Source organism: Neisseria brasiliensis, from assembly GCF_009671065.1.
Taxonomy (GTDB): domain Bacteria; phylum Pseudomonadota; class Gammaproteobacteria; order Burkholderiales; family Neisseriaceae; genus Neisseria; species Neisseria brasiliensis.
In genome coordinates this window covers 1,431,577-1,454,467 of sequence record NZ_CP046027.1, presented here as the reverse complement: position 1 = coordinate 1,454,467, position 22,891 = coordinate 1,431,577, and the positions used below count along the sequence as shown (strand labels likewise).

Annotated in this window: 22 protein-coding genes and 5 tRNA genes; 22 read left to right on the top strand and 5 right to left on the bottom strand. The window is 47.1% G+C overall.

What is annotated here, in order from left to right:
• Positions 1–2: 2 nt before the first annotated feature.
• The 3 genes from GJV52_RS07430 to GJV52_RS07420 form a co-directional block, all read right to left on the bottom strand.
• On the bottom strand, positions 3–443 hold the full coding sequence (locus GJV52_RS07430; protein ID WP_100563085.1) for a hypothetical protein: 441 nt from the start codon (positions 441–443) through the stop codon (positions 3–5).
• A 79-nt stretch (positions 444–522) separates the two neighbouring features.
• The gene (locus GJV52_RS07425; protein ID WP_095503298.1) at positions 523–1,233 is read right to left on the bottom strand and encodes an SAM-dependent methyltransferase; all 711 of its coding nucleotides are present in this window, start codon (positions 1,231–1,233) and stop codon (positions 523–525) included.
• Between the two features lie 174 nt (positions 1,234–1,407).
• A complete protein-coding gene (locus GJV52_RS07420) occupies positions 1,408–1,998 on the bottom strand; it encodes a Maf family protein (RefSeq protein ID WP_095503299.1) in 591 nt (196 codons plus the stop codon).
• Between the two features lie 53 nt (positions 1,999–2,051).
• On the opposite strand from GJV52_RS07420, the gene GJV52_RS07415 reads away from it, so the two are divergent.
• The 19 genes from GJV52_RS07415 (at position 2,052) to GJV52_RS07325 (ending at position 15,923) form a co-directional block, all read left to right on the top strand.
• The gene (locus GJV52_RS07415) at positions 2,052–2,552 is read left to right on the top strand and encodes a YceD family protein (protein ID WP_095503300.1); all 501 of its coding nucleotides are present in this window, start codon (positions 2,052–2,054) and stop codon (positions 2,550–2,552) included.
• Positions 2,553–2,586: 34 nt separating this feature from the next.
• Entirely contained in the window at positions 2,587–2,766 is a 180-nt protein-coding gene (gene rpmF, locus GJV52_RS07410; protein ID WP_095503301.1) for a 50S ribosomal protein L32, read from the top strand.
• Between the two features lie 144 nt (positions 2,767–2,910).
• The gene (locus GJV52_RS07405; RefSeq protein WP_100563083.1) at positions 2,911–3,438 is read left to right on the top strand and encodes a phosphoribosyltransferase; all 528 of its coding nucleotides are present in this window, start codon (positions 2,911–2,913) and stop codon (positions 3,436–3,438) included.
• Between the two features lie 140 nt (positions 3,439–3,578).
• Positions 3,579–4,652: a phosphate acyltransferase PlsX gene (plsX, locus tag GJV52_RS07400; RefSeq protein WP_095503303.1), complete on the top strand. Its 1,074-nt coding sequence runs from the start codon at positions 3,579–3,581 to the stop codon at positions 4,650–4,652.
• A gap of 187 nt (positions 4,653–4,839) precedes the next feature.
• The gene (locus tag GJV52_RS07395) at positions 4,840–5,802 is read left to right on the top strand and encodes a beta-ketoacyl-ACP synthase III (protein ID WP_100563081.1); all 963 of its coding nucleotides are present in this window, start codon (positions 4,840–4,842) and stop codon (positions 5,800–5,802) included.
• A gap of 53 nt (positions 5,803–5,855) precedes the next feature.
• Positions 5,856–6,227, top strand: a complete 372-nt coding sequence (locus tag GJV52_RS07390; RefSeq protein ID WP_229436934.1) for a DUF1294 domain-containing protein — start codon at positions 5,856–5,858, stop codon at positions 6,225–6,227.
• 9 nt (positions 6,228–6,236) lie between these two features.
• The gene (gene fabD / locus GJV52_RS07385) at positions 6,237–7,163 is read left to right on the top strand and encodes an ACP S-malonyltransferase (RefSeq protein ID WP_100563079.1); all 927 of its coding nucleotides are present in this window, start codon (positions 6,237–6,239) and stop codon (positions 7,161–7,163) included.
• A 150-nt stretch (positions 7,164–7,313) separates the two neighbouring features.
• Positions 7,314–8,306, top strand: a complete 993-nt coding sequence (locus GJV52_RS07380; protein ID WP_100563077.1) for a hypothetical protein — start codon at positions 7,314–7,316, stop codon at positions 8,304–8,306.
• Positions 8,307–8,309: 3 nt separating this feature from the next.
• Positions 8,310–9,164: a glycosyltransferase family 2 protein gene (locus GJV52_RS07375; protein WP_095503307.1), complete on the top strand. Its 855-nt coding sequence runs from the start codon at positions 8,310–8,312 to the stop codon at positions 9,162–9,164.
• Positions 9,164–9,997: a glycosyltransferase family 25 protein gene (locus GJV52_RS07370; protein ID WP_097784576.1), complete on the top strand. Its 834-nt coding sequence runs from the start codon at positions 9,164–9,166 to the stop codon at positions 9,995–9,997. The genes GJV52_RS07375 and GJV52_RS07370 overlap by 1 nt, the downstream gene beginning before the upstream one ends.
• Positions 9,998–10,180: 183 nt before the next feature.
• Positions 10,181–10,932 (top strand): IS5-like element IS1301 family transposase gene (locus tag GJV52_RS07365; protein ID WP_096121706.1). Its coding sequence is split into 2 segments (ribosomal slippage): positions 10,181–10,400 and positions 10,400–10,932, totalling 753 coding nucleotides; the frame shifts between segments, so codons are not numbered across the junction.
• 93 nt (positions 10,933–11,025) lie between these two features.
• The gene (locus GJV52_RS07360; protein ID WP_154212881.1) at positions 11,026–12,072 is read left to right on the top strand and encodes a glycosyltransferase family 4 protein; all 1,047 of its coding nucleotides are present in this window, start codon (positions 11,026–11,028) and stop codon (positions 12,070–12,072) included.
• 228 nt (positions 12,073–12,300) lie between these two features.
• Positions 12,301–13,047: a 3-oxoacyl-ACP reductase FabG gene (fabG, locus tag GJV52_RS07355; RefSeq protein WP_095501593.1), complete on the top strand. Its 747-nt coding sequence runs from the start codon at positions 12,301–12,303 to the stop codon at positions 13,045–13,047.
• Between the two features lie 297 nt (positions 13,048–13,344).
• Entirely contained in the window at positions 13,345–15,327 is a 1,983-nt protein-coding gene (locus GJV52_RS07350; protein WP_100564073.1) for a cation:proton antiporter, read from the top strand.
• 71 nt (positions 15,328–15,398) lie between these two features.
• Positions 15,399–15,474: transfer RNA gene (locus tag GJV52_RS07345), tRNA-Val, on the top strand.
• Positions 15,475–15,508: 34 nt separating this feature from the next.
• A tRNA-Asp gene (locus GJV52_RS07340) sits at positions 15,509–15,585 on the top strand.
• A 36-nt stretch (positions 15,586–15,621) separates the two neighbouring features.
• A tRNA-Val gene (locus tag GJV52_RS07335) sits at positions 15,622–15,697 on the top strand.
• A gap of 34 nt (positions 15,698–15,731) precedes the next feature.
• A tRNA-Asp gene (locus tag GJV52_RS07330) sits at positions 15,732–15,808 on the top strand.
• 39 nt (positions 15,809–15,847) lie between these two features.
• Positions 15,848–15,923, top strand: a tRNA-Val gene (locus GJV52_RS07325).
• Positions 15,924–16,110: 187 nt separating this feature from the next.
• On the opposite strand, the gene GJV52_RS07320 is transcribed toward GJV52_RS07325, so the two are convergent.
• Positions 16,111–16,650, bottom strand: a complete 540-nt coding sequence (locus tag GJV52_RS07320) for an OmpA family protein (protein WP_095501591.1) — start codon at positions 16,648–16,650, stop codon at positions 16,111–16,113.
• Positions 16,651–16,880: 230 nt separating this feature from the next.
• On the opposite strand from GJV52_RS07320, the gene glyQ reads away from it, so the two are divergent.
• The 3 genes from glyQ (at position 16,881) to glyS (ending at position 22,019) form a co-directional block, all read left to right on the top strand.
• Positions 16,881–17,786 carry a glycine--tRNA ligase subunit alpha gene (gene glyQ / locus GJV52_RS07315; RefSeq protein WP_095501590.1) on the top strand — a complete coding sequence of 302 codons (906 nt, stop codon included), beginning with the start codon at positions 16,881–16,883 and terminating at the stop codon, positions 17,784–17,786.
• Between the two features lie 158 nt (positions 17,787–17,944).
• Positions 17,945–19,795, top strand: coding sequence for a lipid A export permease/ATP-binding protein MsbA (gene msbA, locus GJV52_RS07310; protein ID WP_100564071.1), 1,851 nt, complete (start codon positions 17,945–17,947; stop codon positions 19,793–19,795).
• 166 nt (positions 19,796–19,961) lie between these two features.
• Entirely contained in the window at positions 19,962–22,019 is a 2,058-nt protein-coding gene (gene glyS / locus GJV52_RS07305) for a glycine--tRNA ligase subunit beta (RefSeq protein ID WP_100564069.1), read from the top strand.
• A 71-nt stretch (positions 22,020–22,090) separates the two neighbouring features.
• Here glyS and GJV52_RS07300 read toward each other — a convergent pair whose 3' ends face one another.
• Positions 22,091–22,816 (bottom strand): 16S rRNA (uracil(1498)-N(3))-methyltransferase, encoded by a 726-nt coding sequence (locus GJV52_RS07300; protein WP_100564067.1) that lies wholly within the window; start codon positions 22,814–22,816, stop codon positions 22,091–22,093.
• Positions 22,817–22,891: the final 75 nt, after the last annotated feature.

Below are 22,891 nucleotides of genomic sequence, written 5' to 3'. Positions count from 1 at the left end.
GATTAAAACATCAATTCTTCCGGAAAATTCACCACAATTTTGCGCTTTTTGCTGCATTTAACCTGCGTCACATACTGCTCTTCACCATTGACCAAGCGATGCACCGTCACGCCATACACCGTTTCATGACGTGGCGACAATCTATCCATCGATGAAAACAGCGCATATTGATAATCACCGTTTTGCAGCACCAAATTCGTCCACAAATCACGCCCGATACCACCCCAACGCGGCGAACGGTCAATTGCTTCCTGCCTGTTGTTTTCAAACACCAATTCCGCACGCTTAGGCTTACCAAACTGATAACGGAATTTCCCACCCTGCTCGCTTACACGCACTTGTTTGCCTTGAGCATTGGTGCAGAAGAAAATTACATGATCGGCAGCATGAACAAACGGCACAAACGACATCAACATCATGAACACATAATTTTTTGTTTTCATCACCGCATTCCTTTGATTATACCGACTCAACATTACAGGCCGTCTGAACACATCACAACCTATACAGCTTTCAGACGGCCTACCCCGCATGCAGCACAAATATTGTCGGCCGTTTTTTCAAATTCGGTAATTCACCCAATTTTTTCCAATCGGCAACCGTTTTGCTGATGATGGTTTGCATCGGCAAGGTTAAATCGCAAGCAATGCACAGGCGTGTTTCGGGATGCAGGTTATCCAAAACATCCGCCAGCAAGGCATCGTTGCGGTATGGGGTTTCGATGAACAACTGAGTTTCGTTTTGGCTGCGGCTGCGTTTTTCCAAGGCTTTCAAGGCTTCAATGCGCTCGCTTTTTTCAGACGGCAGATAGCCTTTAAAAGCAAAGTTTTGCCCGTTTGCACCCGATGCCATCAAGGCCAATAATAAGCTCGATGGCCCAATCAGCGGCCGCACTTCAAAGCCATGTTTATGTGCTAGTGCCACCAAATTCGCGCCCGGATCTGCCACCGCCGGGCAACCGGCTTCGCTGACAATACCCATGCTGCGCCCTTCTTGTAAAGGCTTGAGCAACTCTGGCAGGGTTTTCAAGTCGGTGTGTTCGTTGAGCGTTTGCAAATTCAATTCGCGGATAGGCGTGGTCACGCCCAAGTGCTTCAAATGTGCGCGGGCGGTTTTTTCGGCTTCGACGACAAAATCGGTCAAACCGACAATCTGCGCTTGCTCATGCGGCAACAAACACGGCGTATCGGGTGCGCCTAAAGGGGTTGGAATCAGATATAAAATGGGGGACATGATTTACTTTCTATTCAATAGGCCGTTTGAACCTTTCAGACGGCCTTATAGTCGTTTTAAATAGAAATAATACAGCGTTGCCAGCGCCCTTATGTACTACTTGTACACGGCGGTCGCTGTCGCCTTGTCTTATTTCTATTTGAAACGACTATATCATCTTCTTCAGACAGACTCTTACAACACTTCCACACCTTCATGGTGTAAAAAATCAATCAGGCGAAAAATCGGCAGGCCGATGAGCGCATTGGGGTCGGTGCTGTCGATTTTTGCCAACAACGCCGCACCCAAACCTTCGCTTTTGGCCGCGCCGGCGCAATACACGGCATCGGGTTCACGCTCCAGATAACGGCGGATTTGCGTGTTGGTTAATTCGCGCATGGTCACGACGGTGTGGTCAACATGCTGCTGCATACGGCCAGATTTAGTGTTCAAAAGCACGATTGCACTGTAAAATTCTATGCGTTTACCGCTGAGCTCGGCCAGCATTTGTTGTGCATTCGCCACGTTCATCGGCTTGCCCAATTGACGCTGATTGCACCATGCCACTTGGTCGGCGCCGATAATCAAAGCGTTTGAAAATTGTGCCGCCAACGAGCGTGCTTTACCTGCCGCCAAACGCAAAGCGGTGCTTTGCGCGTGTTCGCCTTCAATCGGTGTTTCATCAAAATCCGGTGAGGCCGTCTGAAAAGCCAAGCCCAATCGCGCCAGCTGCTCGCGGCGAAATACCGAACTCGACCCTAAAATTAATGGCAGTTTTTCACTCATTTTTGCTTAAAAATATTGACGTTAGACTGCTGAAATTATATCATACCCCGTTTATGTTAGACCCTAATTTGATTGACCCAGAAGTTTTCGCCGCCGAAAAGCAGAATCTGCAAGGCAGTTTCCTGCTCAATGAGTTGGACGAACGTGTTTGGTCGCACGAATATCCGGCTGACAAGCAAACCAAAGTTTCGTTTACGCTGCAAGGCGGACGCGACCGCTTGCAGCGACTGTTTCTTGATTTGACGGTACACGCCGATATGCCGCTGCTTTGTCAGCGTTGCGTGAAGCCTATGCCGTTCGAACTCAACGAAACCAGCCGCATTGTTTTGTTTGCCGATGACGAGCATTTGGACGATGCCATGCTTTCCGACGAGGAATTGGAAGGTATGCTCATCACCAAATCGCTTGATGTGCGAGAATTGGTTGAAGACCAAATCCTGATGGCTTTACCGTTTTCACCGCGTCACGAAGACTGCAACAATGTTTCGCTGGAACACGTCAATCAGGACAAACCCAACCCTTTCGCTGTTTTAAAAGGTTTGAAAAACAGTTAATTAGAACACAGTATTATTTATCTAGGAGCTTGAAATGGCCGTTCAACAAAACAAAAAATCCCCTTCTAAACGCGGTATGCACCGTTCACACGATGCGCTGACTGCACCTGCACTGTCTGTTGACAGCAACACCGGTGAAGTACACCGCCCACACCACATTTCACCTAACGGCATGTACCGTGGTCGCAAAGTGGTTAAAGCCAAAGGCGAATAATTTATTCGACTGACTGAAAAAGCCAGAATATTGCCCTGCAATGCTGGCTTTTTTACGTTACATCTCTGATATGAATGGATGGCAGCAAGCGTATCACACGCGAACTGCCTCGATTCGTCACATTTTCTCAATCGAGACGTTAAAATGACTCAGAAAATCTGGTACACATACGATGATATTCATCGCGTGATCAAAGGCTTGGCTGAAAAAATTCAAAACTCCGGCGTTAAATACGATGCCATGATTGCCATCGGCGGCGGCGGCTTTATCCCTGCCCGTATGTTGCGTTGCTTTTTGGAAATCCCGATTTACGCCGTTACCACTGCCTATTACGACAGCGACAACCAAGGCCAAGTGACTGAAGAAGTGAAAAAAGTGCAATGGCTTGATCCTTTGCCGGAAGCGTTGAAAGGCAAAAACGTGTTGGTCGTTGACGAAGTGGACGACAGCCGCGTGACCATGGAATTTTGCCTGACCGAATTGCAAAAAGAAGATTTCAACACCATCGGCGTGGCCGTGTTGCACGAAAAAATCAAAGCAAAAGTCGGCAAATTGCCGGAAAACATCCCTTATTTCAGCGGCATTACCGTAGAAGACTGGTGGATCAACTACCCATGGGATGCGCTCGATATCGACGAGCATAACCAATTGGCCGCACAAGGCCGCGGTTGATATTTCGATAGATTGCTACCAAATACAATCGTATCAAGCAGCACAACCCTTCTTAAGAAATGCCGCTGATTCACGGCATTTCCGTTTTCAGACGGCCTTAAATTCAATTAGGCCGTCTGAAACACAAAACGGAGAACAACATGATTACATTAGCCGTAGATGCCATGGGCGGTGACGCCGGCTTAACGGTTACCGTGCCGGGTGCCATTGCTTTTTTGAAAAATCAGCCCGACGTGCACTTAATGATGGTCGGCGATGAAGCCGCCCTTCAGCAAGCATTAAAATCTGCCAATGCCCCGATGGGTCGCATCAGCATTATTCCGGCCAGCCAAGTGGTTGAAATGGATGAAGCGCCGCAATTGGCACTGAAAAACAAAAAAGATTCATCTATGCGTGTGGCCATCAACCAAGTGAAAGAAGGTAACGCGCAAGCTGCCGTTTCTGCCGGCAACACCGGCGCACTGATGGCGACTGCCCGTTTTGTGCTCAAAACCATCCCGGGTATTGAGCGCCCTGCCATCGCCAAATTCATGCCTTCCAGCAATCCCAACCATTTCACCTTGATGCTGGATTTGGGTGCCAACGTGGATTGCAGCGCTGACCAACTCACTCAGTTTGCCGTGATTGGCAGCGAATTGGTGCAGGCTATGTTTCCTGAAAAAGGCCAACCACGTGTCGGCCTGCTCAATGTCGGCACAGAAGACATTAAAGGCACAGAAACAGTCAAACAAACCTTCAAGCTGCTCAAAAGCAGCAAATTGAATTTTATCGGCAATGTTGAAGGCAACGGCGTATTCAACGATCAAGTTGATGTGGTCGTGGCCGATGGTTTTGTCGGCAACATCATGCTGAAAACCATTGAAGGCGCAGTAAAATTCATGAGCGGCGAAATCAAGCAGGAATTCAGCCGCAATGTGTTTAACAAACTGGCCGCCGTGACCGCCCTGCCCGCACTCAAAGGCATGAAAGCCAAGCTTGATCCGCGTAAATTCAACGGCGCGATTTTCTTAGGCTTGCGCGGCGTAGTCATCAAGAGCCACGGCGGCACCGATGAAATCGGCTTTATGTATGCGCTGGAAGAAGCCTATCACGAAGCCAAATTTGCCAGCTTAGCCAAAATCGAACAAGGCGTGGCCGAACAATTGGCTGCTTTGGAAGAAGTGCGCGAACAAGAAGCCTTGGATAGCGGCGCTTCCCATATCAGCACCCCTTAATCGCGAAATCATTTTGTGAAAAAGGCCGTCTGAAACATAATGTTTCAGACGGCCTTTAAATGATTGGTTAACCCATTCAAAGAATTTACCTAATCCTTTATTAAAGCAACGGTTTTTTGTTACAAAAATCCTGACTTTTCGCTTACAATACAGCATCTGTTCCAATTATTTCAAAGGGCTTTTCATTATGCAATATGCCAAAATTTTAGGCACCGGCAGCTATCTTCCCGCCAACCGCGTCAGCAACGATGATTTGGCGAAAAAAGTGGATACTTCCGACGAGTGGATTGCCACGCGCACCGGTATCAAATTCCGCCATATTGCAGCCGACAACGAAAAAACCAGCGATTTGGCGGTGCACGCCGCACAACGCGCATTGGAATCGGCTAAGCTTACCGCCGACAATATTGATTTAATCGTTGTAGCCACCACCACGCCCGACATGCAGTTCCCATCAACCGCTACCATCGTGCAGCAAAAACTCGGTATCACCAACAGCTGCCCTGCTTTTGACGTGCAGGCCGTGTGCGCCGGTTTCATGTATGCCTTAACCACCGCCAATGCCTATATTAAAAGCGGGATGGCCAAAAATGTGTTGGTGATTGGTGCAGAAATCTTCAGCCGCATTCTGGATTGGAACGACCGCACCACTTGCGTATTGTTCGGCGATGGTGCCGGCGCAGTGGTTTTAGGCGCATCCGATGAGCCGGGCATTATTCACAGCAAATTAAAAGCCGACGGTAATTATCTGGATTTATTGAACGTACCGGTGCAAATTGCCGACGGCCAAATCTGTGGCACACCTTACTTAAAAATGGACGGCCCGGGCGTGTTTAAATTCGCCGTAAAAATGCTGTCACAAGTGGCTGACGATGTGATTACCGAAGCCGGTTACCAACAAGATCAAATCGATTGGTTGGTGCCACATCAGGCCAATAAACGCATCATCGACGCCACCGCCAAACACTTGGGCCTGAGCACGGATAAAGTCATCCTGACTGTACAAGATCACGGCAACACCTCTGCCGCTTCGATTCCGTTGGCTTTAGACCACGGTATCCGCAACGGCCAAATCCAACGCGGCCAAAACCTGCTACTCGAAGGTATCGGCGGCGGTTTCGCATGGGGTGCCGTATTGGTGCAATACTGATGCGCCCTTCTTGGCTGCCACACCATGCTTTTCAATATACCAAGCCAATTTTTTTGACCAACAGCCTGATTGCCGTCACATTTATCATATGCGTTACAGCTGTTTCTAAAATATTGGCCGGCGTGTATTTTGCCGTCAGCATCGTGTCTTACCTGATGTATAAGTTTGATAAACAAATCGCGCAGACCACAAAAAAGAAACGCCAAGCATACCAAGGCAGAATTCCGGAAAAAAACCTGCATATTCTTGATGCACTTGGCGGCTGGCCCGGTGCCTTGGTTTCGCGCACCGTTTACCAACACAAAACCAGCAAAATCAGTTTTATCCGCATTTTTTGGCTGACCGTGGCAATAAATATTGCCATAGCCTATGCCCTGCTGATACATTACGCAGATAATCCTCTTCTCTCATTATTAAGAAATTAAAGGAATATCATGTCTTTTGCATTTTTCTTCCCTGGCCAAGGCTCGCAAAGTTTAGGAATGATGAACGGATTTAGCGAACAAGCCGTCGTTAAAGCCACTTTCGACGAAGCCTCTGCCGCATTGGGTCAAGACTTATGGGCAATGATTAACGGCGACAATGCCGATCTGATCGGCCAAACCGTTAACACACAACCGATTATGCTCGCTGCCGGCGTCGCCACCTACCGCGCCTACTTGGAAGCTGGCGGTCAAGCACCGGCTGTAGTGGCCGGCCACAGCTTGGGCGAATACACCGCATTGGTAGCCGCTGAAGCATTAGAATTTGCCGATGCCGTAAAACTGGTTCGCCTGCGTGCAGAATTAATGCAATCGGCCGTACCGCAAGGCGTGGGCGCCATGGCAGCCATCTTGGGCTTGGAGGACGAGCAAGTCAAAGTCATCTGCGCTGCTGCCGAACAAGGCGAAGTAGTGGAAGCCGTTAACTTCAATTCACCCGGCCAAGTCGTTATTGCCGGTAATGCCGACGCCGTAGAACGCGCCATGGCTGCCGCCAAAGAAACCGGCGCCAAACGCGCTCTGCCTCTGCCTGTATCCGTCCCTTCACATTGCAGCCTGATGAAACCTGCTGCCGAAAAACTGGCCGAAGCCTTAAAAACAGTCGACATCAAACAACCACAAATCCGCGTGATTCACAACGCCGACGTGGCCACTTACGACGATCCTGAAGCCATTAAAGATGCCTTGGTTCGCCAACTCTACAGCCCCGTGCGCTGGACAGAAACCGTCAATGCCTTAGTCAATGAAGGCATTACCGAATCGGCCGAATGCGGCCCGGGCAAAGTATTGGCAGGTTTGGCTAAACGTATCAATAAAGAAGCTTCATGTAGCGCGTTGGTTTCTAGCGATAATGTGAAGACTTTTGCTGAAGCGCATTGATTTAATTTCATCTCGCAACATATGTTCAGACGGCCTTTATATCAATAATAGGCTGTCTGAACATATCCATTATAATATAAAATATATAATTTACACCTCTCTATTAACAGCAATACTGTATAAATAAAAAGCTAAAGGGATGAAAACCACATGCTGCCTAATAAACCTAAAATAATATTTGGTATGCCTAAAGTAGCTGGATTAGATACTTTGATAGAAGAAGCCTTAAGATTGGAAGGCTTTGATGTGATTAGTCTCCCACTATTGGCAAATTCAAGCGGACGTTATCCTTCATTACTTCACAGAATTTATGCAAAATACCGTAAAATTGTCTATAAAGACAAAGATATCGCTATAGAAATGAAAAGCGAAGTATTACGTCATAAGCTTGAAAAATTATTAGGAAATAGTCGCGTTGATTACACGCTCATGATAAGCGCAGATATATACAGCACTTCACTAATCGAATTTATCAAAGAGAAAACCACGGCATCTTGCGCCAATTACCAATTTGACGGGCTTCATCGCTTTCCCAAAATTTATGACTGCATTCCATTATTCGACCATTTTTATGTATTTGATGAAAGCGATATCAGTAATACTGATTACCCTGTGGATATGGCTACGAACTTCTACTTCCCACATCTCTGCGAAGATTTGCCACAACCTCAATATGACTTCTACTTTACCGGTTCACATCAAATTTCTCGCTTGCATCATATTAATGACTTTGTAGACTGGGCAACAGGTCAGGGATTTACGCTAGATTTCACAATCATTGGCAAAAATATCCGCAATGACTATTTACCTCAAATCCACACAAAAAATGATTTAATTTCTTTTAGAGACAACATTATAAATAGCCAGCTCAGCCGTGTATTAGTGGATTTTGTGATTAATGAACATAAAGGCTTATCATTCCGTACCTTTGATGCATTGGGCATGAAGAAAAAATTAATCACGACAAATACTGAAGTAAAAAAATACAATTTTTATCATCCTGATAATATTTTTATCTGGTCTGAAAACAATTCAGACGACCTGAAAGACTTTTTGCAGCGCCCATATCATCCGATTGCCCCAGAAGTTTCACAGCAGTATGCATTCAGCAATTGGATAAAACGCATTTTACATATCGAGTAAAAAATGATTAAGACACAGCCTTTAGTATCCATTATTATCCCCTGCTACAACACCGCTGCCTATGTTCGTGAAACATTAGAAAGTGTCTATAATCAAACATATCAAAACTTTGAGATTATCGCCATTGATGACGGCTCAACTGATAATACATTGGAAATCTTACATGAGTGCGCTGTTACTGAGCCACGTTTAAAAGTTATGTCACAAGAAAATACATATGTTGTTAAAGCACGTATGAATGCAATTCAACAAGCAACAGGTAACTATTTAGTATGTTTAGACTCAGATGACAAACTAGATGAAACTTATTTAGAGAAAACAATTAATATTGCAGAAAAATCCCCTGATATCGCTGTGGTATATAGTAATTTGTACTTGTTTGGTAAGAAAAATAAAATCGGCCAACTAAAACAAATTACAACAGAACAGCTCCTATTAAATCATGGCATGTATATTTCCGCACTAATAAAAAAATCAGCATTCGATGCAGTTAATGGATTTGATATTTCCTTAACTCACTATGAAGATTGGGAATTATTTATTTCAATTGCCAAAAGTGGTGGGGAAATAAAATTTATTGATGAACCTTTATTTTACTATCGTCAGCGTGAAGATGAATCCTCTATCTGTAATACAGCTAGCGAAGCAAAACAATCTGAAAATTTTATAAAAATCTACACAAAACATCATGACTTTTACCAACAGAATGGTATTTATGCCCATAGAATGATTGAAGCCTTAGATAAATATAAAATACAAAAAATTAAATATTATAATCAACCAATAAGGAAATGGTTTTACCAAGTTTTTAAACATAGTCGCTGGAAAAAAATCTGCCAACAATATGGGATCAAATAATGTTAAAAAATTATGTGATAAGTTTGAAATCTGCAAATAAAAGACGGCAACATATTACAAAACAATTTTCTCAGCAGAATGTCTCATTCCATTTCTTTGAGGCATTAATGCCTTCTGAGCAACTAAAAATAGCTATCCGCCATTTCTGCCCTGTTTTGGAAAATAGTAGAAAATTAACCGATGGCGAAAAAGCTTGTATGATAAGCCATATTGCACTATGGCAAAAATGCATAGATGAAAATCTGCCTTACATAGCTATCTATGAAGATGATGTCTACCTAAGTAATGATTCAGGCACCTTCTTAAACAATATCAATTGGCTGGAAGAACGTTTTACCGATAAAGCGGTAGTTATTAGATTAGAAGCTTCTTGGATTCCTGCTGAACATTACCATTGCTCCATTATTTCTAAAGTTATTAGACGAGAGTTTTTAACTTTAGCAACGACTCAACACGGTACTGCTGCTTATATTATCAGCAATCAAGCAGCTAGAATATTATTGCAGAAATGTCATGCTTTAAATGAATCACAAATCCAACCTTTTGACCATTTGTTGTTTGATATTTGGCTTAATCAACCAAATTATTTTATTTGTCAACTTAGTCCTGCTATAGCAATTCAAGCAGACCAACATCAACAAGAAACTAATTTAACCAGTCAATTACAAACTGCAAGAAAAGAAAGACAAAATTTAGAAAATACTCCCAAGTATACATTAAAAGACTATTTTATACGTCTTCTTACAAAGCCCAAACGCCAGCGAGAGAAACAAATATACTCTGCTATTGAAGCATATCAAAAAAGTAGAAAAACCATTGTTCCTTTTAAATAAAATAATCATATGAACAAGTTTAACATTAAAATTAAGAGCCTTATTAGCCACCCGTTCAGCCCCAAAAAACGAAAACAAAAACGAGAGAAATTATATGAATTAGGGCGTGTCCCTAATTTGAATAAGCCCAAAAGAGCCCTATTTTAACCCTATATTCCAACGAAATATAGGCAAACACAAACAATGGCGAGAACCGCAATAACTGACAACATATGGGAACAATTACAAACAACCATGAAAGCGCACGGCTGTCATCAATGGAAGAACGACCGTACCGTGATGGAAGCCATACTATGGAAGCTAAGAACAGGTGCACCATGGCGAGACATACCTATTGAGCTAGGGTCATGGAAAACCGCTTATAACCGCTTTAACCGATGGTCTAAAAAAGGCTTGTGGCAGAATTTTTTTTTGATCTACGAAAAGAAATTGACAAAGAATGGGTATTCATCGACGGAAGTTATGTACGGTGTCATCAACATGCAAGTGGAGCTCGGCGTGGTTTCGATAGAGCAATTGGACAAAGCCGTGGCGGAAACACGACAAAAATACACCTATGTGTGGACTCGCATGGAAATCCGCTCGATTTTAAAGTCACTGGGGGTAACGTGCACGACAGTCAAGTTGCAAACGACTTGATAGAAGTCATACAAGAAGCCCAGTATTTTATCGCTGACAAAGGGTATGACTCGCAAGAAATCAGAGATAAAGCGATAGAACACGGTATGAAAGCTATTATACCAAAGCGTAAAAATGCCAAGAAACCTAACCCTGATTTTGATAGCTACCTTTATAAATTACGCCACTTAGTCGAGAATGCATTTGCACGATTAAAGCAGTTTCGTAGTATTGCTACTCGCTATGAGAAATTAGCTCGTAATTTTAAATCGATGCTTTACTTGGCTTGCTCTATTATTCATGCTAAGTTAAATTGAGGACACGCCCTAGTAGCTTATCAGGTTTTTTGATAATTTTGCTTCCTAAGTCCCTTGATTATTGTTACCTTACAAAAAAAACTTTAAACTCATATGTCCCACTTAAACATCGCCATCAACTGCTTCAGAAAAGGCGGAGGTATGGAAAGCTATACCTTCGACTTGGTTCGCGGATTAAATACAGAAAACATCCGCCCCACTGTTTATGCCACACAGATTGACCAGACCATGGCTGAATTTGCTATGGCTGATGTAGTGCATATCAACCAAAAGCGGATACCGAAAAAATTACGCCCCTTTTTCTTCACCCACCAACTTACCAAGTACAATATTCAAGGCAAACTCATCGCCTGCAATCCCAGCGATCATGCCGATGTTTTAGTATGTGGCGGCACCCATTTAGGTTATCTCAAACACATGAAGCAAAACGCGAATTTGTTGGATAAACTGACCATCCGCCGCAACCGCACCAACTATGCCACCGCAAAAAGCATCATGGCTCATTCGGCGATGATGGCGCAGGAATTGACCGGGTATTACGGCGTGCCGTCTGAAAAAATCCGCGTGGTATATCCACCTGCCGATACCGAACGCTATTTTCCTCAGCCCGAGCGAGTGGCCGAACTGCGCCGTCAATTTGGTTTCGGCGATGATGAAACCGTTTTTGTGTTTCCTTCCACCGGCCACAAACGCAAGGGGCTGGATGTATTGACGGCATTTTTCGAGCAAACCGATTTGCCCGTTCGCTTGGTTGTGGCCGGTTCGCCCTTGCCCCGCCCGATGAAAAACGTCACCGAATTGGGTTTTTGCAAAAACATGCCGGATTTATACCGTGCCGCCGACTTCACCATCATGGCTTCACTATACGAACCTTTCGGCTTGGTCGGCATAGAATCCGTTTTATGTGGCACGCCGGTTGTGTTCGCCGATAACATCGCCTGCACCGAAGTAATGAATGAACAAGCCGGTTTATTTTTCCAACGCGACAATCCGGATTCACTTGCCGCCGCCATTATCCAAGCGCACGAGCGAAAACAGCAGGGTACTCACAAAATAAGCAACCCACGTTCCGCCCTCAGCTACGACCCTACGCTGGCCACACACATCCAAGCCTTAAAAGAAATGCTAGCAGCGGTTTAAATATTGAGGCCGTCTGAAATCCATAACCAAGATTTCAGACGGCCTTTTCATTATGATATACCTAACATTAGATTAAAAAGCCTATTTATGCTATAAAGGCCGTCTGAAATCCATAACCAAGATTTCAGACGGCCTTTTCATTATGATATACCTAACATTAGATTAAAAAGCCTATTTATGCTATAAAGGCCGTCTGAAAATTCATTTTACGCAACGAAAGGATCCTGGATGAGTAATCAAGATTTAAGCGGCAAAATCGCTTTAGTTACCGGCGCATCACGCGGTATCGGTGCGGCGATTGCCGATACATTGGCCGCAGCCGGTGCCACCGTGATTGGTACGGCCACCAGCGACAGCGGTGCAGCAGCGATTGGTGAGCGTTTGGCGCCATGGGGCGGCCAAGGCCGTGCGTTGAATTCTGCTGAGCCGGAAAGCATCGAAACATTGATTGCCGAGATTGAAAAAGAATTCGGCAAACTGGATATTTTGGTCAACAACGCCGGCATCACGCGCGATAACCTGTTGATGCGCATGAAAGAAGAAGAATGGGACGACATCATGCAGGTCAACCTGAAATCTGTCTTCCGCGCCTCTAAAGCCGTGTTGCGCGGCATGATGAAACAACGCAGAGGCCGCATCATCAACATCACTTCCGTAGTCGGCGTGATGGGTAATGCCGGTCAAACCAACTATGCCGCTGCCAAAGCAGGCTTAATCGGTTTTGCTAAATCAATGGCACGCGAAGTCGGCAGCCGTGGCGTAACCGTCAACTGTGTAGCACCGGGCTTTATCGACACCGACATGACCCGCGTCTTGCCGGAAGAAACCCGCAAAATGTTTGAAGCGCAAACTTCTTTAGGCAAATTCGGCGAAGCGCAAGACATCGCCGATGCGGTTTTGTTCTTGGCTTCCGACCAAGCCAAATACATCACCGGCCAAACGCTGCATGTCAACGGCGGTATGTTGATGCCTTAATGTTTGTATGAATAAGAGAGGCCGTCTGAAAAATCGTTTTCAGACGGCCTTTTGTCGATAAAATCCTGAATCTCCCTTATTTTTTGCTATAATTTATAGTTGTTTTAAATAGAAATCAGACAAGGCGACAGCGACCGCCGTGTACATCGAGTACATAAGGGCGCTGGCAACGCAGTATGATTTTTATTTGAAACGACTATCTTTCGCCGTTTGCATAAATCCCCGCCCCTGTTTCGCTAAGATTTTTTCAGACGGCCTTGCGCACTCTTCTCTCTATTCATAACAAGGCCGCCTTTTATGCATGAGTTTTCTCTTGCCCATGTCGTCATCGTTCTGCTGGTTTCGGTTATTACCGTTATCTATTGCCGCAAATTCAATATTCCTTCCATGCTCGGTTATCTGTTGGTCGGCTTTATCGCCGGCCCGGGCATGTTCAGCCTGATTCCGAAAAGCCACGCCACAGATTATTTGGGTGAAATCGGTATTGTGTTTTTGATGTTCAGCATCGGTTTGGAATTTTCGCTGCCGAAACTCAAGGCGATGAAAAAGCTGGTATTCGGCTTAGGCGGTTTGCAGGTCGTCATCAGCATGTTGGCGATTATGGGGATTTTAATGCTGATGGGCACGCCGTTTAACTGGGCGTTTGCCGTCAGCGGTGCATTGGCGATGTCGTCCACCGCAATTGTGAGCCGCATTTTGTCGGAGAAAACCGAATTGGGTCAGCCCCACGGCCAAATGTCGATGGGTGTGTTGCTGATGCAGGATATTGCGGTGGTGCCGTTGATGATTCTGATTCCGGCGCTGGCGGGCGGCAGTGAAGGCAATTTGTGGGCGGAACTGGGCTGGGCGGGCTTGAAAATGGTGGTCACGCTCGGCGTGTTGTTCTTTGTTGGCAATAAAGTGATGTCGCCTTGGTTCCGCATGGTGGCCAAGCGTAAGTCGTCTGAATTATTCATGATCAACGTTTTGCTGGTGACGCTGGGCGTGGCCTACCTGACCGAACTGGAAGGCTTGTCACTGGCTTTGGGGGCGTTTGTTGCCGGTATGTTGCTGTCAGAAACCGAATACCGTTTTCAAGTAGAAGACGATATTCGTCCGTTCCGCGATATTTTGCTCGGCTTTTTCTTTATCACCGTCGGCATGAAGCTGGATATTCAGGCGCTGATTAATAATTGGCAGATGATTTTAGTGTTGCTGGCGATGCTGGTGGTGTTGAAAGCGTTGATTGTGTTCCTGATTGCCTTCCGCATGAGACATCCGGTCGGCGACAGTATGAAAGCTGCGTTGTATTTGGCGCAAGGCGGTGAATTCGGTTTTGTAATGTTGGCGATTTCCAGCAAAATCAACATGGTTTCGCCGGAATTGGAACAAGCGGCTACCGCTGCCGTGTTGCTGTCGATGATCATTGCACCGTTCTTGCTGGGCAGCAGCGATAAAATTATCAACCGTTTTATCAAATCCAACTGGGACATGAAAGCGTTGGATTTGCACAATATGCTGGTCGAAACCATGAGCAAATCCGACCACGTTTTGATTATCGGTTTTGGTCGCGGCGGTCAAACAGTCGGCCGTATTTTGGCGCAGGAAAACATCCCCTACTTCGCGCTGGATTTGGATGTCGAGCGCGTTCAAGTTGCCCGCAGCGCAGGCGAACCAGTGGCATTCGGCGATGCCAAACGCCGCGAAGTATTGGAAGCCGCAGGATTAGCGCGTGCCAAAATGGTGGTATTGACACTCAACAACATGGCCGAAGCCAAACATGTGGTCAACCACATCATTGCCCTTCATCCGACCATGCCAATTTACGCACGCGCCATTGACGACGATTACGTCAAGAGCCTGACTGAAATGGGCGTAGAAGAAGCCGTTTCCGATACCAAAGAAACCAGTTTGGCCTTAGCCAGCTATGCCATGTTGGCCAATGGCTCACCCTACAACCATGTGCATCAAACCATCATGAATATCCGCCGCAACGGTTATGCCTTTTTAGAGGACTTATTCGTCGGCAGCGATGACGAAACCATTTTCTCTGAAGAACACAAACACATCTGCCGCCATGCCTTTGCACTAACCGGTGAAGCCTACGCCATCGACCACCCTGTGCGTGATTTGCCTTTGGCCGATTTGGGCATCAAATTATTATTCGTCCGCCGCAGCGCCAGCCGGATTGAAGATTTTGATTCGAACTTCACTTTAGCTTCCGGCGACATCTTAGTTGTTGCAGGCCCGCAAGATAAAATTATTTCTTTTGAAAACTGGAGTTTGCAAGGAGAAGCTTGATTATGCAAAAATAAAACTTGCGTAAAATAACGATTTTTGATTTAATAGCGTCTTCGCAGTTTTGCGTCAATGGGTGATTAGCTCAGTTGGTAGAGCGTCTGCCTTACAAGCAGAATGTCGGCGGTTCGACTCCGTCATCACCCACCAAGTTTCTTGCAATTGTGGCAACACAATTGCTTGCGCGGTGGTAGCTCAGTTGGTTAGAGTACCGGCCTGTCACGCCGGGGGTCGCGGGTTCGAGCCCCGTCCGCCGCGCCAAACCTTTTTCAGATATTGAGGTCATCAATATCTTTCGGGTGATTAGCTCAGTTGGTAGAGCGTCTGCCTTACAAGCAGAATGTCGGCGGTTCGACTCCGTCATCACCCACCAAGTTTCTTGTAGTTGTGGCAACACAATTACTTGCGCGGTGGTAGCTCAGTTGGTTAGAGTATCGGCCTGTCACGCCGAGGGTCGCGGGTTCGAGCCCCGTCCGCCGCGCCAATATAAAAAAGCACCGAAACTCGGTGCTTTTATTAATACGGGTGATTAGCTCAGTTGGTAGAGCGTCTGCCTTACAAGCAGAATGTCGGCGGTTCGACTCCGTCATCACCCACCAAATCAAAAAGCCTTATGCATTGCATAAGGCTTTTTTATGCTTATTGTGTCAGGCGGCCTTTAGCAATCATGCATCATCTTTACTGGATATTAGCAAACCTGCTGGAGAATCTAGAAAGTCCCACTCATGAAAAATGCCGTCTGAAACTTTTCAGACGGCATTATCAATTGTCTTCAAACAATCGGCTTTATTCCAGCACTACTTCCACTCGGCGCGCTTCTGCATTGCTGCCGCTGCCTTCGGTATCTGCTGGCTTGCGCAATTCAATTTGCTGTTCCGCCACACCAAAGCCCATCAGGGCATTTTTTACCGCCAAGGCACGGTCTTTAGACAATTGCTCGTTAAACGCTTGATTACCGGTTGAATCGTGAAAACCGGACACCACCGCTTTTTGACCGTTTTTCACACCAGCCAATACATCTTTCAATGCTTCTTGTGCACCGGCAGCCAAATCGGATTTACCGGTCGCAAAGTAGAATTTTACGATACCGTTTTCCACAAATACCGCAGCCGCGTCATCGGCAAGATTATGCGCCGCGCCATGCGCTGCAACAGCATGATCATGCGCCGCCATTTCAGTTTGGCCATAATTTGGCGAACCTTCAATTTTACCGGTTTCCCAACCCCAAACAGAAAGGAACAAGGTTACAACCGTTGCCAAAGCTGCGGCGCCACCGGCAATCCATAAACCCAGACGTTGTTCTTTGTGATTGTCATTATCCGACATCTTCTATTTCCTCTTTTAAGTTAAACCATTAAAAAGCATTCAGCCGCCATTATACCTAAAAAGCCGTATTTGTAACGCAACTTCTCTGATCTTAAATGCCGCTGTCGCCAACAATCGCGATAATCATACAAGGCCGTCTGAAAAATCCGCGGATACCGACGGACAAAACTATTCAAAACCTCATCAAAACAGTAAAATAAAGCCTTTCGATTATCTGAATAACAAAAGCCATGCTGACTTTCCAACAAATCATCTTCAAATTGCAAACATTCTGGGCCGACAAAGGCTGCACCCTAATCCAACCTTTCGACATGGAAGTCGGCGCCGGCACCAGCCACCCTGCTACTTGCCTGCGCGCACTCGGCCCTGAGCCTTGGTATGCCGCCTATGTGCAACCGAGCCGCCGCCCGAAAGACGGCCGCTACGGCAACAACCCCAACCGCCTGCAACACTACTACCAATTCCAAGTTGCCCTGAAACCGGCACCGGCCGATATTCAAGATTTGTATCTCGACTCATTACGCGAACTGGGCATCGATCCGAAAGTACATGATATCCGTTTTGTTGAAGACGACTGGGAAAACCCAACCTTGGGCGCATGGGGCTTGGGCTGGGAAGTATGGCTCAACGGCATGGAAGTCACCCAGTTTACCTATTTCCAACAAGTCGGCGGCATTGATTGCTCACCGGTATTGGGCGAAATCACCTACGGCATCGAGCGCTTGGCGATGTATCTGCAAGGCGTAGAAAACGTGTACGACTTGGTTTGGTCACACACGCCCGACGGCCAAGCCGTCACTTACGGCGACGTGTACCACCAAAACGAAGTGGAACAATCCACCTACAACTTCGAATACAGCGATGCTGAATGGCTGCTGCGCCAGTTTAACGACTACGAAGCGCAAGCCAAACGCCTGCTGGATATCGACGACACCAGCCTTGCCCTGCCAGCTTACGAATTGGTATTGAAAGCCGGCCACACCTTCAACCTGCTTGATGCCCGCGGCGCCATTTCCGTGACCGAACGTGCCACCTACATCGGCCGCATCCGCACCTTGAGCCGCATCGTGGCACAAAAATTCGTGGAAAGCCGAGAGCAATTAGGCTTCCCATTGATTAAAAACAAAGCAGCATAAAAATTTCAGACGGCCTTGATTCCATCACAAAGGCCGTCTGAAATTTAAATCCGGTATGTTTGTTTGCTAAACATATCCAATCAAGCCATAACCCGCTAGTCTAAACAGGCCGTCTGAAAGCATTTAGGCGACAAAGCTTTACCCACTAAAAGTGCCCTATGATAGAAAAACTCACCTTCGGTCTCTTCACCAAAGCCGACACGCACAATTTCATGCGCCTGCTCACTTATGTGAAGCCCTACAAAGCGCGCATTATTTGGTCGTTGCTGGCCATTGTCGGTGTGGCCGCCACCGAAAGCTATCTGGCCGCCTTTATCGCACCTTTGGTCAATCAAGGCTTTGCTGCTCCCAGCGCACCGCCGGAATTAAATGCCGCCAGTGGCATTGTAGCCACTGTGCAAAACTGGAAAGACCAGTTTAACCACATGATTTGGGGCACCGAAAATAAAGTTTGGACGGTTCCGCTGTTTCTGATCGTGATTGTCTTGATTCGCGGCATCTGCCGCTTCGCCAGTACCTATCTGATGACATGGGTATCGGTGATGGCTGTAAGCCATATCCGCCGCGACATGTTCCAACACATGCTCACCCTTTCTTCAGATTACCATCAAAAAAATCCATCCGGTACCGTCTTGATGAGCATGGTTCAGATGGCCGAACAATCCATCAGCAACGCCAGCAATGTGTTCATCACTCTTACCCGCGATACCTTAATCGTCATCGGTTTGGTATGCGTATTGCTGTATCTTAACTGGCAATTGACCTTAATTGTATTGCTGATGTTCCCGCTTTTGTCATTGCTTTCACGCTATTACCGCAACCGCCTCAAAAGCATCATCGCCAGCGCGCAACTCAGTATTGGTAAGCTCAATAATGTGGTGACAGAAGTACATCAAGGCCACCGCGTGATGAAACTGTTCGGTGGCCAAAAACAGGCTTCAAGCCGCTTTGCTGATGTCAACCATACCATCGTACGCTTAGGCAAAAAAATCACCCAAGCTACTGCCGCCCGTTCGCCCTTTAGCGAACTCATTGCCTCATTTGCCCTAGCCGTGGTGATTTTCATCGCTTTATGGCAAAGCCAACAAGGCTACACCACCATCGGTGAATTTATGGCTTTTATTGTGGCTATGCTGCAAATGCTCTCGCCGATTAAAAACTTGGCCAACATCAGCATCCCCATGCAAACCATGTTTCTCGCCGCAGATAATGTCTGCCAGTTTTTAGATGAAAAACCCGAAAACGACACAGGCAAACACACCTTGTCTAATGTACAAGGCCGTCTGAAATTCGATCATATTGATGTACGCTACACCGAAGAAGGTCATAAAGCGCTTGACAATTTCAATCTTGACATCCACCCCGGTGAACGTGTTGCTTTCGTTGGCCGCTCCGGCAGCGGCAAGACGACTGCCATCAACCTACTACCACGTTTTGTCGAGCCAAGCTCAGGGGTAATCTATCTCGATGGCATCAATATTGCTGATGTGCAATTGACTAATCTGCGCAGCCAATTTGCACTTGTATCGCAAGATGTATTCCTGTTTGACGACACGCTATTGGAAAATGTTCGTTACAGCCGCCCCGAAGCCACAGAAGCGGAAGTCATGGCTGCACTCGAAGCCGCCAATCTGAAAGATTTGGTACACAACTCTCCACATGGCTTACATCAAACCATCGGCGCCAACGGCAGCCAACTTTCCGGCGGCCAACGACAACGCGTTTCCATCGCTCGCGCCATACTTAAAGATGCACCAATTCTGCTGCTGGACGAAGCCACCAGCGCATTGGATAACGAATCCGAACGCTTAGTACAACAAGCCTTAGAAAACCTGATGCACGGCCGAACCAGCATTATCGTTGCCCACCGCTTGAGCACGATTGAACAAGCCGACCGCATTATCGTCATGGATGACGGTAAAATTATTGAAGAAGGCAACCATGCGGAATTGTTGGCAAAACAAGGCTACTATGCCGCATTACAGCATATGCCACAAAATGCTGAATAACACTGCCCCTGTCCACTATGAAAACACAGAGTAAGCCATCGCCTTGCTCCGCTTAATTTCCCTTGTAACTTTGTGTATAATCAAGCCCATATTTTTACTGGGCAAACCCTATTTTCAGACGGTCTGTTTGAAGCGCCGTCGTTCAATTATTGATTGAAAGCATGCAATGACCCAAACCCTCTTAATCGAACTCTTAACCGAAGAATTGCCACCGAAAGCCCTGAATAATCTGGGCAACCATTTTGCCGCTTCCATTGCCGAAGGCTTGGAAAAAGCGCAACTGATTGACGGTGAAACCGCCGTAACCGCTTATGCTTCGCCGCGCCGTTTGGCTGTGCAGGTGAAAAACGTGAAGCCTGTTCAAGCTGATCAGCAGATTGTGAAAAAAGGCCCTGCCGTCACCAACGGCATGAAAGACGGTGCGCCGACCAAGGCTTTGGAAGGTTTTGCACGCGGTGCGGGGGCGAAAATTGAAGATTTGAAAGTGATTCACGACGGCAAGCAAGACGTGTTTGCCTATGAATTTACCCAAACCGGCCAGCCTTTGTCTTCCCTGCTCGACGACATCATCAATCAGGCGGTGAAAAAGCTGCCGATTCCGAAAGTGATGCGCTGGGGCAGCACCTTTACCTTTGTGCGTCCGGTGCACAGCCTGATTGTGCTACACGGTGCGGATGTAGTAAACGCAAGCGTTTTGGGCTTGCAAAGCAGCAACACCACTTTGGGCCACCGCTTCCTTTCAGACGGCGTGATCACCATTCAACAGGCCGACAGCTATGCCGAACAACTGCGTACCGAAGGCAAAGTGATTGCTTCGTTTGCCGAGCGTAAGGATGCAATTCAGACGGCATTGAACGAACAGGCAGGCCGTCTGAACGCCACCGTAGCGGCCGACGACAGCTTATTGGATGAAGTCACCGCATTGGTGGAATGGCCGGTGGTATTGGAAGCCGGTTTTGAAGAACATTTCTTGGCCGTGCCGCAGGAATGCTTGATTCTGACCATGCAGCAAAACCAAAAATACTTCCCACTGTTAGACGCTTCGGGCAAGCTGATGAACCGCTTCTTGTTGGTATCCAACCTTGAAGCTGCCGATCCGTCGCACATTATTTCCGGCAACGAGCGCGTATTGCGTGCGCGTTTGGCCGATGCCGAATTTTTCTATCAGCAAGACCAAAAAGCCACGCTGGAAAGCCGCCTGCCTAAGCTCTCGCAAGTGGTTTACCACAACAAACTGGGCAACCAAGCCGAGCGTATCGAGCGTTTAGCGGCCATCAGCCGCCACATCGCCGAAAGTTTGGGCACGGATGCTGCCGCTGCCGAACGCGCGACCCGCTTGTCGAAAGCCGACTTGGTTACCGAAATGGTGGGCGAGTTCCCTGAATTGCAAGGCACAATGGGCAAATACTATGCCCGCTTGGACGGCGAAAGCGAAGAAATCGCCAACGCCATCGAGCAACACTACCAGCCGCGTTTTGCCGGCGATGCGTTGCCGGAAGGCAAAGTCGCTACTGCCGCCGCATTAGCCAACAAGCTGGAAACTTTAGTTGGCATTTGGGGCATCGGCCTGATTCCGACCGGCGACAAAGACCCTTACGCCCTGCGCCGCTCGGCTTTAGGTATTTTGCGCATGGTGATGCAAAACGATTTGGACGTGAACGAGCTGGTTCAGACGGCCTTTGCCGTATTCCCGCAAGGTTTGCTCAATGCCGACACGCCGTCTGAAGTGGCCGAATTTATGCAGGCGCGTTTGGCGGTATTGTTGCAAAACGACTACCCGCAAGACATCGTGGCTGCCGTATTGGCGAAAAATCCAAGCCGCCTGAACGATGTGGAAGCCAAGCTGCAAGCGGTGGCCGCGTTTAAAGCGCTGCCGGAAGCTGCCGCGCTGGCCGCCGCCAACAAACGCGTACAAAATCTGCTGAAAAAAGCCGATGCCGAACTGGGCGCCGTCAACGAAAGCCTGTTGCAGCAAGACGAAGAAAAAGCCTTGTTTGCCGCTGCACGCGATTTGCAACCGAAAATTGCCGCCGCTGTTGCCCAAGGCGATTTTCAGACGGCCTTAACCGAATTAGCCGCCATCAAACCGCAAGTCGATGCCTTCTTCGACGGCGTGATGGTGATGGCCGACGATGCCGCTATCAAACAAAACCGCTTAAATCTGCTGAACCAATTGGCCGAACAAATGAATGCCGTGGCCGATATTGCTTTATTGAGCGAATAAGGTTTTAATGATTAAAACTAAAGGCCGTCTGAAACCATGAGTTTCAGACGGCCTTTTCTATTAATTCTCACCTACACAAAATCCCCCCACAGCGTCTGCATGGCTGCAATGGCCGCTAGAGAAGCGGTTTCGGTACGCAACACGCGTGGACCTAGGGTAACGGATTGAAAACCGGCGGCAAAGGCTTGCTCTTCTTCGGCAGCGCTCCAGCCGCCCTCAGGGCCGACCATAAAAATCAGGCCGTCTGAAGAGGGTTGGATTTGGTTTAGCTTTTGCGCGCGGTTTAAGCTTAATAATAATTTGGTTTTTTCAGACGGCATCTGCTGTAAAGCCTGACGATAAGAAATCAGTGGTAACACTTTTGGCACAATATTGCGGCCGCTTTGCTCGCAGGCGGAAATCACGATTTCCTGCCAGCGCTCAACTTTTTTATCGGCGCGCTCACCTTGTAGGCGCACGGTGGTGCGTTCGCTAATCACAGGTTGAATCTCGCTTACACCCAATTCCACGCTTTTTTGCAGGGTAAAATCCATGCGCTCGCCGCTGGAAACGGATTGGATTAAGGTAATATTGAGCGGCGATTCGTTGTCGGTATGTTCTTCACGCAAGACTTCGGCGCGGGCGCGGCGCTTTTCCAAATCAAGCAAGCGGGCAGGATAAGCATAACCGTTGCCGTTAAATAAAACAATCTCTTCTTCATGTTTCAAGCGCAACACATTCAGATGGCGCACAATATTATCAGGCAGGTCAAGGATTTGGCCTGAAGCAATCGAATCGGTAAGATAAAAACGGGGCATAGTTTTCAGGATTATTAACGTATATAATGTGTCAAACAGACCGAAGTGGCCAAGCTGCATTCGGGCAAACGCGAT